This is a genomic window from Kribbella pratensis (assembly GCF_004365355.1).
Taxonomy (GTDB): Bacteria; Actinomycetota; Actinomycetes; order Propionibacteriales; family Kribbellaceae; genus Kribbella.
Genome location: NZ_SODP01000002.1, coordinates 164,427 through 177,773 on the forward strand (window position 1 = coordinate 164,427; position 13,347 = coordinate 177,773).

A 13,347-nucleotide genomic window follows, 5' to 3' on the forward strand; every position below is an offset into this window, starting at 1 on the left:
TGCGCGATGGTCGGACGAGGACGACCCCGGGACGCCGGCGTCGAGGCACGCGTGCTCGAGGCCGCCACGACCGAGATGCGCGCCCGTGGGTACGACGGCATGTCGATCGACCGCGTCGCCGAGCGGGCCGGGGTCGCGAAGACCACGATCTACCGGCGTTGGCCGAGCAAGGCGGAGCTGGTGGTCGCGATGATCGCCGGCCTGCGCAGCGCCGTACCGTTCGAGCCGAGCGGCGACGCGCGACGTGATCTCACCGAGCTCGTTACCGGCATCGCTGCCACTCTCGAGGTCATCCCGACCACGCTGGTCGCCGACCTCACCGCCGCGGCCGCCCGCGAACCGCGCGTCGGAGACAGCGTCCGCGCACTCTGGGCCGAGCGCCACGCCGCCGTCACTGCAGTCATCGCCCAGGCCCAGTCCGAGGGGCTGCTGCTCGCGCACGCCGATCCCGGCGTCGTCGTCGACCAGCTCGTCGGACCGCTGTACTACCGGCTCCTCGTCACGGGTGAGCCGATCGATCCCGCCTACGTGAGGGCGCTGGTGCACAGCACTCTCGGACCGGAGAAGTCATGAAGAAGTTCCTCGTTGCCCTCGGCAGCGTTCTCGTCCTGCTGGCCGGCTACACGGTCTACACGATCGTCAGGCCGTTCACCCTGCACACCGAGCTCGAGATCGACGCATCACCCGCGCAGGTCTGGAAGGTGCTGACGGACCGGCAGACCTACCCGGAGTGGAATCCGTTCATCATCTCCTCGACCGGCGACCTGAAGGTCGGCGACAAGATCACCAACGTGCTCCGCGACACCAAAGGCGGCGAAACCAAGTTCACCCCGACGCTGCTGGCGGTTGTGCCCGACCAGGAGCTGCGCTGGATCGGCAAGGTGCCGCCGGGCGCGCTGTTCGACGGCGAGCACTCGTTCCGGTTGACCGCGCTGCCGGGCGGCCGCACGCGCCTGGTCCAGGAGGAGAAGTTCACCGGCGCAGCGATCCCGTTCACCCGGTCGATGCTGACGAACACCATCAAGCCGCAGTTCGACGCCATGAACCGCGCCATCGCCACCCGCGCGACTGCTTCCTGACCGAACGATTGCCCTGACGATGCACTGAGCGCATCAACTGATGGCAGAAGATTCATTGGACGGATGAATCGTCGGCTGGTTGAGTCAAGGGCATGGACATGCGCGGATCAGGACGAACAGGAATCGAGGTCAGCCCGGTCGGATTCGGGTGCTGGGCGATCGGCGGTCCGTTCAGTAACCCGGCCGGCGAACCGCTGGGCTGGGGCGAGGTTGACGACGACGAGTCGGTGCGGGCCATCCGGCGGGCGGTCGAGCTCGGGGTGACCTTCTTCGACACCGCCGATGTGTACGGCGCGGGCCACAGCGAGCGCGTGCTCGGCAAGGCTCTCGCCGGGATACGCGACCAGGTGGTTATCGCGACGAAGTGGGGCAACACGTTCGACGAGTCCACCAGGGTCATGCACCACCAGGACACGACACCTGAATATGTGCACAAAGCCGTGCGGGCTTCGCTCGACCGGCTCGGGACCGACTATCTCGACCTCTACCAGCTGCATTTCGACACGACCGACGAGATCGCGTTGCCGCTGCGTGAGGCGTGCGAGGAGCTCGTGCGCGAAGGGTTGATCCGCAGCTACGCGTGGAGCACCGACACGCTGCACAGCGCGGAACTCTTTGCCCAGGGCAAGCACTGCGCCGCCGTACAGCACGAGGCGAGCGTCCTGCACGACGCGCCGGACTTCTTCGCGCTGTGCGAGCGCGAGGATCTGATGAGCATCAACCGGACTCCGCTCGGGATGGGCATCCTCGGCCGCCGCGACGCGAGCAGGCCGGCGACCGGCGCCGACATCCGGACACTGCCGCCCTCCTGGCTGCGGTACTTCGCGGAGGGCGGCGTACCGGCCCCCGAGTGGTGGGACAAGGTGTCCGCGATCCGCGAGCTCCTGCAGAGCGACGGCCGGACGCTGGCCCAAGGCGCTCTCGCGTGGCTGTGGGCGCGGAGCCCGAAGACCGTGCCGATCCCCGGCTTCCGAACCGTCGCGCAAGCCGAGGAGAACGCCGGCGCGATGGCGTTCGGCCCGCTCGGAAGTGACCAACTGGCCGAGATCGCCACCCTCATCGAGAACTAGCCACCCCCACCCTCGGCCCGGTGACCGCCCAGCGCGGCCCCGGGCCGAGGTCTTGTCATGGCGAAGGCCGCCGCCCCGGTCCCGCCGAGTCGTGAATTCCGGCGGGGGACGACAGGAAATGGGGGCTCAGGACAGGAAATAACCTGTCTCGAGGCCCCATAGGGTGTGCCAGCCCCCGGCCGAACGCCGCTGGATGGCGGGACTGATCGTCGCCGCTGGATAGCGGGACTGATCGTCACCACGCCGCCTGATCAAGGTGTATCGATATACTTCGGCGCAACAACTCCCGCGCTGCGTGACGAGGTGAGCCGTGGTGTCAGACGACAGGTTTGGTGGTGCCGCGCTGGATCAGCCGCGCCGGCGCGATCAGTTCCTGTGGTTCGGCGCCCGGGCCGTCGTTGATCTGGGCCATCAGCAGCGCGACGATCGAGTCCGCCATCTCCTCGTGCCCGGGGTTGATGCTGGACAGCGCCGGGACCAGGTACGCCGCCTCGTCGATGTCGTCGAAGCCGATCACCTGGACGTCCTCGGGCACCCGCAGATTCGCATCGGCCAGCGCCCGGAGCGCACCAAGGGCAACCACGTCGGTCAGTGCGAATACCGCGTCGAAGGTGATGCCACGATCGATCAGCGACCGGATCGCGTCGTACCCCTGCTGCATCGTGAAGTGGCAGCGGACCGTCAGCTCCGGATCGATCGGTACGCCGGCGTCGGTGTGCGCGAGTCCGTATCCCTCGGCGCGCAGAGACGGCATGTTGGCAATCCAGTCGGGGTTGCCGCCGAGCATCGCGATGCGCCGTGCGCCGGTGGCGAGCAGGTGGGCGGTCGCCTGCCGGGCGCCGTCGACGTTGTCCATCATCACGTGGTCGTACCGCGACGGCAGCGCCCGCTCCCCGATCATCACCACGGGCGCGTCGCTGCCCAGCTGGGTCAGCTCGGCCGGGTCGCTGTCGACCACGCTCAAGACGAGCCCGTCGTACATCCGCAGCCGGGAGAACGCGACCGCGTCCGCCTCCCCCTCGCGGCTGGCTCCGGTGCGCTCCATCACGATGCGCAGCCCGTGTGCCTCGAACCGGTCCGCGAGCCGGCCGGCCAGCTGGGCGAAGTACGGGCGCTCGAGCTCCGGGACGGCGAGGCCGACTACTCCGGTCCGGCCGGCGCGCAGGTGCCGGGCGGCCAGATTGACCTGGTACCCGAGGTCGCTGATCGCGGCCAGGACCCGTTCGCGCGTCACGGCGCCGACGCGCGGTCGCCCGTTGATCACGTTCGAAACGGTCATCGTGGACACCCCCGCGGACCGCGCGACGTCAGCCATCGTGACCGCGGTCGTGCCCTTCTTCATGTCGCCCACCCTATCCAGCTCAAGGAGTAATCCCTTGTCCGTAGCATCTACTGCCCGGGTCGTGATCGATCTCGACGTACCCGGACCGACCATCAGCCGGCATCTGTACGGGCACTTCGCCGAGCATCTCGGGCGATGCATCTACGGCGGTTTCTACGTCGGCGAGGATTCCCCGATCCCGAACGAGGGCGGTATCAGGCTGGACGTGGTCGAGGCGCTGCGGGCGCTGGACATCCCGAACCTGCGCTGGCCGGGCGGGTGTTTCGCGGACGAGTACCACTGGAAGGACGGGATCGGGCCGAAGGCGGACCGGCCGTCGATGGTGAACACGCATTGGGGCAACGTCGAGGAGAACAACCACTTCGGCACCCATGAGTTCATGGCGTTGTGCGAGCTGCTCGGCGCAGCGCCGTACGTGAACGGGAATGTCGGCAGCGGCACCGTGCGGGAAATGAGCGAGTGGGTCGAGTACCTGACCCGCGACGGCGACAGCCCGATGGTCCGCGAGCGCAAGGCGAACGGCCGGGACGAGCCGTGGAAGATCCCGTTCTGGGGTATCGGCAACGAGACCTGGGGCTGCGGCGGCAACATGCGGGCCGACGCGTACGCCGATCTGGCCCGGCAGTACGCGACGTTCCTCAGGGACCACGGCGACAACAAGCTTTACCGGATCGCGGCCGGTGCGTCCGACGACGACCTCGCGTGGACCGAGGCATTGCTCAAGGCGGTCAGCTGCCTCGGGTGCGAGCGGGGTCCGAAGAACCTCTTCCAGGCGATCTCGTTCCACTACTACACGGTCGCGGGGACCTGGGATCACAAGGGCAGCGCGACCGACTTCGGTCTCGACGAGTACTACGCGACGATCCGCAAGGCGCAGGACATCGACCGGGTCATCCGCGGGCACTCCGCGCTGATGGATGCCTACGACCCGGAGCGCAAACTCGGCCTCGTGCTGGACGAGTGGGGCACCTGGTGGGACGTCGAGCCGGGCACGAATCCCGGCTTCCTGTACCAGCAGAACGCGATGCGCGACGCGCTGGTCGCGAGCCTGCACTTCGACGTGTTCCACAAGCACGCGGAGCGGTTGGTGATGGCGAACATCGCGCAGACCGTGAATGTTCTGCAGGCGATGCTGCTCACCGACGACGAGGGCGGGTTGGTGCGGACGCCGACGTACCACGTGTTCGAGATGAACAAGGGGCATCACGACGCGACCGCCGTACCGGTGCATGTGGTCGAGCAGCCGACGTACGAGTCGATGGAGCTGGTGTCGGCGTCCGCGTCGGTGAAGGACGGACGGGCGCTGGTTTCGGTCAGCAATCTCGACCCGACCGCGCCGCTGGACGTCGTACTGGATCTGCGTGGTGCCGACGTGCGGGAGCCGGCCGGACGGTTGCTGACGGCAACGAACCCGCAATCCTTCAACACGGCCGGCGATCCGGGCGCGGTGGCTCCGGCTCCGCTCAGCGTCGAACCGGAGCCCCGCGGCCTGCGGGTGACGCTGCCGCCGCATTCCTTTGCGACGGTCAGCTTGGTTTTGTGACCGGTTTCGTCACGGGGATCTGGAACTCGTGCACCCAGTTCGCCGGGTTGTCCGGGTCGAACTGGAGCGTGACCTCGCGCGCGTATCCCTGACTGCGATAGCCGTTGTCCTCGATCCATCGCGCGAGCGTCTGCATGCTGCGGTCGGCCTCCATCATGTCGCCTTTGTGGACGATGGTGGCCGCCTGCGTGATCTCGGGCAGCTCGAGGACGTCGACGTCGGCAGCGGTCCTTCCGTCGGTGCCGGCGTCGACGGGTACGGCGGCGTGGACGCGGACCGTCTCGCCGTCGGCCTGCTCGTAGTACGCGACCGGTGAGCCGCACGGGTTGACCCCGGCCGTCCCGAGTCGTTCGAAGAGCTGGCCGAACAGGGGTTGCAGCACGGGACCGATGTCCTCACCGTCGTAGCTCGGTGAGATCGCGGACAGCTCCGCGACCCGTGTCGGGGCGATGCGTTTGAGGACGACGTCGTCGGTAGGCATGTGACCTTCCCTCTCGATGAGTCGGAGCCTCGCCTCGACGCTGGTCAACCGGGCGGTACTGCGGGCGAGCTCGTCCTCGAGCTGGGCCTGCCGCAACCGCAGCATGCCGCGCAGTTCCTCGGCCGACAGCTTGGCGTCGACGATCTCGCCGACCTGCTGCAGGGTGAACCCGAGGTCCTTCAGCGCGACGATCCGGTTCAGCCGGCTGAACTGGTCGGCCGAATAGAACCGGTACCCGGTCACCTCGTCGACGACGGCCGGGCGGAGCAGCCCGAGCGCGTCGTAGTGCCGCAGCATCCGCGCCGACACCTGACCGAACGCGGCGAAGTCTCCGATAGTGAACATGCCACGACCTTCCGGCTTGACACAGTGTCAAGGTCAAGCCTCGAGAGTACGGCGGTACCTTCCGGGCGTGCTGCCCGTGGTCGACCGGAACGCCTTGCTGAACGCCGATTCCGAGCGGTACCCGACCTGGGCGGCGACCGTTGCCACCGTCTGGTCGGCGTCGGTCAGCAGATCGGCGGCCACCATCATCCGCAGCTGCGTCACGAAAGCAGCGACGCTGATCGGGGTCAGCCGGGCGAAGTGCCGGACGAAGGTTGCCCTGGACATCGATGCGGTCGCAGCCAGCCGCTCGAGGGTCCAGTCGGCGCCGGGATCCCGCAGTACCCCCTCGACCGAGGCCGCGATGCGCGGGTCGGCCAGTGCGGTCCAGGGCGCCGCGCCGGGCAGGCCGCCGCGGCGGAGCATCATCGCGAGCAGCGCGGCACACAGCGAGTCCAGGATCGCCGACGTACCAGGACCTTCTTCGCGGGCCTCGGCGCGTAGCAGCTCGGCGAGCGTCCGGATCGATTCGTCGGGCCCGAACGACACGACCAGCGGATCAGGCAGGCTGCGCAGAAGCAGTACGCCGGAACCCGATCCGACCGTGTAGTGGCCGCAGAAGATGTCGGTGATCACTTCTCCGGACGGGCTGTTGACGGTGTCGAACGCCGTACCCGGTGTCTCGACGGATGCCCGCGGCCGGCCCGCGCCCGGCGTACGGATGATGTGCGCTGGGCTGTCGGCGAGCAGGACCGCGTCACCTGCGGTCAGCTGGATCGAGCGGTCGGGCAACTCCAGCGTGCACTCGCCGTCGAGGATGAAGTGGAACGCGGCCTGGTCGTCGGCGTACGCGGGAACCTTCATCTCGGTGTCGGCCGCGAACAGGCAGCGCTTGTCGACCGTCGCCCCGATGCGGGCGAGCCCGACGAGATGGCTGATCAGATCCATGAGACGCCTCAGCAGGAAATTGAACTTTTATCGACTGTTCCGTCTCAAGCCTACGTCGCAGACTCAAAGGTATGACTTCCAACCTGACGGCAGATGTCGTCGTGATCGGTTTCGGCAAGGGCGGGAAGGTGACGGCCGCGGCACTCGGCCGGGCCGGCCGTCGGGTGATCCTGATCGAACGCTCCGACCAGATGTACGGCGGGACCTGCCCGAACGTCGGCTGTGTGCCGACCAAACAACTGGTCCATCACTCCAGCAAGCGGCGGCCCGACGACTCGCCCGAAGAGTGGTTCGAGCGGTCGATCGCCGAGGTGAAGGCCTTGACCTCGACGTTCCGGGCCGGGAACTACAACGCGCTGAACGACGCCGAGAACATCACCCTGCTCACCGGAACGGCGTCCTTCGTCGACGAGCACACCGTCGCGGTCGGCGACGTACGGATCGCCGCCGAGACCATCCTGATCAACACCGGTTCGGAGTCGGTGATCCCGAACATCCCCGGTCTGCGCGAGAGCCCGCGGACCGTGACGAACGTGGACCTGATCCACACCGCGCACCTGCCCGGTCGGCTGGCCGTGATCGGCGGCGGGTACCAGGGCATCGAGTTCGCCTCGATCTACCGCCGGTTCGGGACGCAGGTCACCGTGCTCGAGTCGTCGGACCGGATCCTCGGCCGCGAGGACGACGATGTCGCAGCCGTGGCGGCGGACATCCTGACCGGCGAGGGCGTGGAGATCGTCGCCGGCGCCGAAGTACTGGAGATCCGCGACGAGGACACGGTTGTCTACCGCAAGGGCGGGCGCGAGCACACGCTCACGGTCGACGCGATCCTTGCTGCGACCGGACGTACGCCGGTCACCGCTGAGTTGAGGCTCGAGAACGCCGGCGTCCGTACGACGACATCCGGGGCGATCGAGGTCGATGCACAGTTGCGGACCAGCCAGCCGCACATCTTCGCGCTGGGCGATGTGAACGGCGGGCCGCAGTTCACGTACATCTCGCTGGACGACAGCCGGATCGTGCTGGATCAATTGCTCGGCAGCGGGAAGCGATCGACGGCCGATCGGGTCGCCGTACCGCAGACGCTGTTCATGTCGCCGCCGCTGGCGACCGTCGGGTTGACCGAGAAGGCCGCGCGCGAGGCGGGGTACCGGGTCCGGATCGGGATGGAGAACGTCGCCGACATCGTCGCGATGCCGCGCGCGTACATCGTCGAGGAGACCCGCGGCGTGATGAAGTTCGTGATCGACGCCGAGACCGACGAGATCCTCGGCGCGGCGCTGCTGAGCGTGGACGCGCAGGAGCTGATCAACGTGGTCACGCTCGCGATGCGCCACCGGATCACGGCCGCCGAACTGCGCGACTCGATCTACACGCACCCGTCCTCGACCGAGGCCTTCAACGACGTCCTCGCGACCATCGTGCGCTGACCGTCTTTGAGCACCGTCCAACCATCGGCCGACCCCAGAAACGGTTGGTGGGTGCTCAAAGTCAGGGTCAGGAGGAGGTGACGCGGGTGCGGCGGTCGCGGATGGCGGCTACTGCTACGGCGGTGACGATGAGAGCGGCACCGCCGGCGCCGAAGCCGGTGACCAGGTCGGCGCGGCTGCTCAGCCGGGCGTCGCACTGCATCGGCGTGATGCCCTTGTTGGGCTGGAAGACCGAGCCGCAGCCGTCACCACCGGCGTGCACCGGCCGGACAGCGAACACCGCCCCGACGATCAGCAGGAGAAGACCCACCGCGCCGAGGACCTTGCTCAGCACCGGCCGTCCTCTCGGGAGGCGGCAGCAGGGATCGACCACTGTTGCCTGGCCGGATCCCACCTGTGCATGCTCACGCTCCCTGACAGCTGTCGACTCATCCGCGAGATTTGATCAAATCTAACGCAGCTAGCAGCCAGCTCAGAAGTTCCGCCCGGTCGCCGTGCGGAATCTTCACCCAGTTCTAACGCTCCCCTACCAGGTTGAAACGTGCCACGAGGCGGACTGGTTCAACCGTCGAGGACAGCAACCAGAGAGCCGCTCGTACGGCCGTGGGCGACGTCTGCGAGAGCTTGGTCGACCTTGTCGAACGGGACTGGGGTCGTGTGCGCTCTGACCGGCAGACGGGCGACGAGGCGGAACAGCTCCTCGCCGTTGCGGCGGGTGTTGGACGTGACGCTGCGGAGGTCCCGCTCGTGGAAGAGATGCCGCTCGTAGTTCAGCGCCGGTACGTCGGACAGGTAGATGCCGGCAACCGCCACGGTGCCGCCCGGCTTGAGCGCTTCGAGTGCGTGCGGGACCACGTCGCCGGCCGGAGCGAACACGATCGCCGAGTCCAACGGCACCGGCGGATCGTTCCCCACATAGGCTGCCCCTAGCTCGCGGGCCAGTGCGCGATTCTTCTCACCACGGGTCACCACGAACAGCTCGGCCCCCTGAGCGATCGCGAGCTGTGCAGTGAGATGCGCGCTGGACCCGAACCCGTAGATCCCGAGCCGTCCGCCAGGCGGCAGGTTGGCCCGAAGCAGCGACCGGTAGCCGATAATCCCCGCACACAGAAACGGCGCAAGCTCCTCGGCGGGTCGGTCGACCGGCAGCGCATACGCATAGTCCTGCGGCACCACGGCGTACTCCGCAAATCCGCCATCAGCGTCCCAGCCCGTGTACGTCGACCGCGGACAGAGATTCTCGCGACCCCCACCACAGAACTCACACACCCCACAAGTCCCCCGCAACCAAGCAATCCCAACCCGATCACCTACCACGAAGCGGTCCGCCGCACCTTGGTCGACCACAGTGCCGACGGCCTGGTGGCCTGGTACGACGCCGGGGCGCTTCGGTGCGAGATCGCCTTCAGTGAGGTGCAGGTCGGTGCGGCAGATCCCGCAGGCCTCGACCTTGACCAGGACTTCACCGGGCCCGGGCTCCGGCACCGGACGCCGTACCTTGCGGAGCGGACCGCTGTCGATCGGACCCGGACGCTCAACTGCCCACGCCTGCATCATGTCCCCATCATGCGACCCGGCCGTCAGGCGGCGCCGCGGGGTGTTTGCTCGAGCGGGTGGGGGATGCGGTCGGGTGTGCCGTTAAGGCAGGAGTTTTCGGAGGAGGCGGCGGGTGAGGTGGCCGTCGGCGAGGCCTAGTTCGACGAGGTCGTCGAAGATGCCCTGGTCGGCGTTGGCTGCACGGATGCCTGCGTCGAGGATTCGGTCGGAGCGGCTGAGCTGCGCGACGAGTGCAGTGTGGCGCAGGTGCCTCGACAGCAGGCGGGACGTCCGGCGACGGTACGGCGTACCTGCGTCCGAGCTGCCGGCCCTCAGCGCGTCCGCGATGGAGCGGCCCGCGAGCAGCCCGGTCGCGACTGCGTAATAGATGCCCTCACCAGTCATCGGGTTGATGAGCCCGGCCGCGTCGCCGGCGAGCAGCACCGGTCCGCTCCGCGGTCGCCAGGACCAGCCGGCGAGCGGCAGGTGATGGCCCCACCATGACTCGCCGCCGTCGGTCGCTCCCGGCAGGAGGGTCTCGAGGTTCTTGAGCAGGTCGGCGCGCGTGGGGCGGGTGCCGGCGAGGAGTTCGCCGTACCCGACGTTCGACCAGCCGTCGCCGCGATCGAAGGACCAGGCGTACGACGGTTGCCGGCCGGGACCGTACGCGATCACCTGGCTCGCCGCCCGCGCCGCCGGCGTCGGCGCATAACCGCGGATCGCGAGCGCGACCGGACCGGGCTTCGTCCCGAGCTCCTGCCGTACGACGGAATGGGCGCCGTCCGCACCGACCACGAAACGGCCGTGCAGGTCGCCATCGACCGTGATGGACTGCCGCTGGATCGCGAGGCTGCGAACCCGCCGCCGGATCAACTGAGCCCCAGCCGATTGCGCCGCCTCGACGAGCCGCTGGTCGAACACCATCCGGGGCACCACCCAGGTCGGACGCGACATCTCCCGATCCACGCCGGCGCTTCCGCGGTTGAGGACAAACCGCCGTACCGGGGTCCAGTCGTCGAGGATCCCCTTGACGCCGACGCCGGCGAGCAGGTCAAGTACGTGCGGCGCGACCCCGTCACCACAGGCCTTGTCCCGCGGAAAGTCGTGCCGGTCGACCAACAGCACCGAGAGGCTCGGATCCGCCCCCAACGCGCCCAGCGCAGCCGCGGCTCCCGCCGGGCCGGCCCCCACAATCACCAGATCCCACACAGCACCAGTCTCGCAGCCCCGCCGACGCACCACTCCAGCACGGGTCCCACACCCACCCCCACGCCAGCATGGTCCAGCACCCAACTCCCCACGCGCCACGCCAGCACGGGCCCAGCACCCAACTCCCCAGCGCCAGGCCACGGGCCCGGCACGCAACTCCCCACGCGCCATGCGAGCACGGGCCCAGCAGGCAACCCCCACACGCCACGCCAGCACGGGCCCAGCACCCAACTCCCCAGCGCCAGTCCACGGGCCCGGCACGCAACTCCCCACGCGCCATGCGAGCACGGGGTCCGGCACGCAACCCGTACGGACCGCCCGGATCGAGAGGGTTAGGCGTCGGGGCCGGAGCGTTGCGTTGCCGGGGTTGGAGCGTCTAGCGCCAGAGTTGGAGCCATAGGTGCCGGGCTGGAGCGTTCAGTGCCAGAGCTGGAGCCTCAGGTGCCGCGGCTGGAGCATTGAGCGCCAGAGTTGGAGCGTTAGGTGGCGGCGCTGGAGGGTTAGGTGCCGGGGCGGCGGCCGGGCTTGTTGCTGCCGCGGGAGGTGCGGCGCGTGCGCGGGGTGCGAGGGGTGAGCTGGCCGGACGCGATCACGGGGCGGGCCTCGTCCGGGTCGACCACCTTGAGGGGTGGCGGGACGAAGACCGGGATCGTCTCTTCCTCGTCCTCCGGGACCACCGGCGGAGGAGGCGGCGGGGCGGGATGGGCTCGAGCGGCCGACTCCTTGCTCACCCGCGGACGCGGTGTCACGAGCGAAACGGTCGGAGCCGGGACAGGGCGGCGGCGGTGCGGCAGCCGGGTGCGCAGTTCGATGCCGAGCGCATCGATCAGTTTGCTGCAGGCAACGATCGAGACCGCGACCGCAATCACTGTGCAGGCGGCGAAGAGAACGGACTGGCCGCCGGACGTCCAGTTCGACGGGTCGGTGCGGGACATCGCGGCGATCATCGCCACGACGATGGCGTTGGTGATGCCCAGGGCGATCGCGAGACCGACCGTACAAAGAAGCACTCGCCGCTCGAGCCCGACATCGTCGGCCGCGGCCACGAGTCCCGCGATCAGACCGGCCAGCACCGGCACTGTATAGACAAGCGCGAGCGTGAGGCCGGGACTTGCGACGAGATAGAAGATGTCGAAGACGACCGCGGTGCCGGTCAGCGCCGCCGCGAAGCACACGACCATCGGCGGGTACGCGCGCAGTACCGAGACCGCGTCCGCGGGCACGGTCTTGAACATGCGCAAGGCCAACAGCAACTGCGTATCCCCTCGTCCTCCCCCATTGTGCCGCCACTCGGCACAGACGGTGAGACTCCCGACCCGCGAGTCTGGAAGTGCTTCGGGGCGTCGAGGGGAAAGCCGCCTCGGCCATGGGACCTACGAGTCCCCTCGTACAGGCGGTGTGCCGGTCCGTCGCAGCTCTTTGTGGCGACGGACCGGCGGCACCTGGCGCCTTTACGACCGGCAGGGCACGGTTGCTGCGGGCAACTCTTACGCCGCGGCCTGGGCCGGGGCGAGTTTGTCCCGCAGGTCGTCCAGGATCCGGCGCAGGACCCGGGATACCTGCATCTGGCTGACGCCGATGTCGTTGCCGATCTCCGACTGCGTCCAGCCTTCGATGAAGCGCAGTTGAAGGATCCGGCGATCGCGCTCACCGAGATCGGCGAGCACCGGTTCCAGCATCTCGACCGTCTCCAGCTGGTCGATACTCGCGTCGTCGTCGTCCGCGACCACGTCGGCCAGCGTCAGTTCGGCGTCGGCCTCGGCGGGACGGTCGAGCGACAACACGTTGAAACAGCCCTTCGCCGCGAGCGCCTGCTCGACCTCGACCACCTCGACCTCGAGGTACTCCGCGATCTCCGCCGGCGTCGGCTCGCGATTCAGCTGCTGCTCCAGCTCCGGCAGCTTGGTGGCGATCGTGCCTTGCATCTCCTGCAGCCGGCGCGGGATCCGGACCGTCCAGGCGCAGTCGCGGAAGTACCGCTTGACCTCGCCGCGGATGGTCGGGATGGCAAACCCGATGAACGGGGTGTCCGCCTCGAGCCGGTAGTGATGGGCTGCTTTCACCAGCCCTAGGTACGCGACCTGCTCCAGGTCGTCCGCCTCGGCGCCTCGCCCGCGGAAACGGCGCGCAATGCCTTGTGCCATTTCCAGGTTGAGCTCGACGACCTGTTCGAGAAGTTCCTGCCGTTCGCCTTCATCGGTGCTGGCAGCCCGGCGTTCCATCAGCTCCCGGGTAGCTGCTTCACGTGCGGCCCGATCGGCCGGAGTGGCGCAGCGGGTGGAAACCCGCTCCATGGTGCTCGTAACCATTTGGTATGACCTCGCGACTGTCTCGTCACGGCGTGGCACTTCGCTGAACCACGGTCATGCCTGCAAGAGAAACGTA

The 13,347-nt window shown here is 68.4% G+C and carries 13 protein-coding genes; 5 read left to right on the forward strand and 8 right to left on the reverse strand.

The window, feature by feature from the left end; translation table 11 throughout:
• The first annotated feature begins 6 nt into the window (after positions 1-6).
• The 3 genes from EV653_RS17305 to EV653_RS17315 all read left to right on the forward strand — a co-directional run bounded on the left by EV653_RS17305 (position 7) and on the right by EV653_RS17315 (position 2,149).
• On the forward strand, positions 7-573 hold the full coding sequence (locus tag EV653_RS17305; protein WP_134104660.1) for a TetR/AcrR family transcriptional regulator: 567 nt from the start codon (positions 7-9) through the stop codon (positions 571-573).
• The gene (locus tag EV653_RS17310; RefSeq protein WP_134104662.1) at positions 570-1,079 is read left to right on the forward strand and encodes an SRPBCC domain-containing protein; all 510 of its coding nucleotides are present in this window, start codon (positions 570-572) and stop codon (positions 1,077-1,079) included. Before EV653_RS17305 ends, EV653_RS17310 begins: the two co-directional genes overlap by 4 nt.
• Before the next feature lie 92 nt (positions 1,080-1,171).
• Positions 1,172-2,149 carry an aldo/keto reductase gene (locus EV653_RS17315; RefSeq protein ID WP_134104664.1) on the forward strand — a complete coding sequence of 326 codons (978 nt, stop codon included), beginning with the start codon at positions 1,172-1,174 and terminating at the stop codon, positions 2,147-2,149.
• 316 nt (positions 2,150-2,465) lie between these two features.
• Here the strand turns inward: EV653_RS17315 and EV653_RS17320 are convergent, their stop codons facing one another.
• Entirely contained in the window at positions 2,466-3,491 is a 1,026-nt protein-coding gene (locus tag EV653_RS17320) for a LacI family DNA-binding transcriptional regulator (protein ID WP_166679472.1), read from the reverse strand.
• 34 nt (positions 3,492-3,525) lie between these two features.
• On the opposite strand from EV653_RS17320, the gene EV653_RS17325 reads away from it, so the two are divergent.
• Entirely contained in the window at positions 3,526-5,034 is a 1,509-nt protein-coding gene (locus EV653_RS17325) for an alpha-N-arabinofuranosidase (protein ID WP_238159855.1), read from the forward strand.
• Here EV653_RS17325 and EV653_RS17330 read toward each other — a convergent pair.
• On the reverse strand, positions 5,018-5,860 hold the full coding sequence (locus EV653_RS17330; RefSeq protein WP_134104670.1) for a MerR family transcriptional regulator: 843 nt from the start codon (positions 5,858-5,860) through the stop codon (positions 5,018-5,020). The two genes, EV653_RS17325 and EV653_RS17330, sit on opposite strands and share 17 nt — an antisense overlap.
• Before the next feature lie 33 nt (positions 5,861-5,893).
• Positions 5,894-6,787: an AraC family transcriptional regulator gene (locus EV653_RS17335; RefSeq protein ID WP_134104672.1), complete on the reverse strand. Its 894-nt coding sequence runs from the start codon at positions 6,785-6,787 to the stop codon at positions 5,894-5,896.
• 71 nt (positions 6,788-6,858) lie between these two features.
• On the opposite strand from EV653_RS17335, the gene EV653_RS17340 reads away from it, so the two are divergent.
• Positions 6,859-8,217 carry an FAD-dependent oxidoreductase gene (locus tag EV653_RS17340; protein ID WP_134104674.1) on the forward strand — a complete coding sequence of 453 codons (1,359 nt, stop codon included), beginning with the start codon at positions 6,859-6,861 and terminating at the stop codon, positions 8,215-8,217.
• A 67-nt stretch (positions 8,218-8,284) separates the two neighbouring features.
• Here the strand turns inward: EV653_RS17340 and EV653_RS17345 are convergent, their stop codons facing one another.
• The 5 genes from EV653_RS17345 to EV653_RS17365 form a co-directional block, all read right to left on the reverse strand.
• On the reverse strand, positions 8,285-8,551 hold the full coding sequence (locus tag EV653_RS17345; protein ID WP_134104676.1) for a hypothetical protein: 267 nt from the start codon (positions 8,549-8,551) through the stop codon (positions 8,285-8,287).
• A 227-nt stretch (positions 8,552-8,778) separates the two neighbouring features.
• Complete coding sequence (locus EV653_RS17350; RefSeq protein WP_238159856.1) at positions 8,779-9,774, reverse strand: zinc-dependent alcohol dehydrogenase family protein; 996 nt, start codon at positions 9,772-9,774, stop codon at positions 8,779-8,781.
• 81 nt (positions 9,775-9,855) lie between these two features.
• Positions 9,856-10,962 (reverse strand): NAD(P)/FAD-dependent oxidoreductase, encoded by a 1,107-nt coding sequence (locus EV653_RS17355; RefSeq protein ID WP_238159857.1) that lies wholly within the window; start codon positions 10,960-10,962, stop codon positions 9,856-9,858.
• Positions 10,963-11,462: 500 nt separating this feature from the next.
• A complete protein-coding gene (locus EV653_RS17360; RefSeq protein ID WP_134104680.1) occupies positions 11,463-12,197 on the reverse strand; it encodes a hypothetical protein in 735 nt (244 codons plus the stop codon).
• Between the two features lie 252 nt (positions 12,198-12,449).
• Positions 12,450-13,271: a SigB/SigF/SigG family RNA polymerase sigma factor gene (locus EV653_RS17365; RefSeq protein WP_134104682.1), complete on the reverse strand. Its 822-nt coding sequence runs from the start codon at positions 13,269-13,271 to the stop codon at positions 12,450-12,452.
• Positions 13,272-13,347 lie beyond the last annotated feature (76 nt).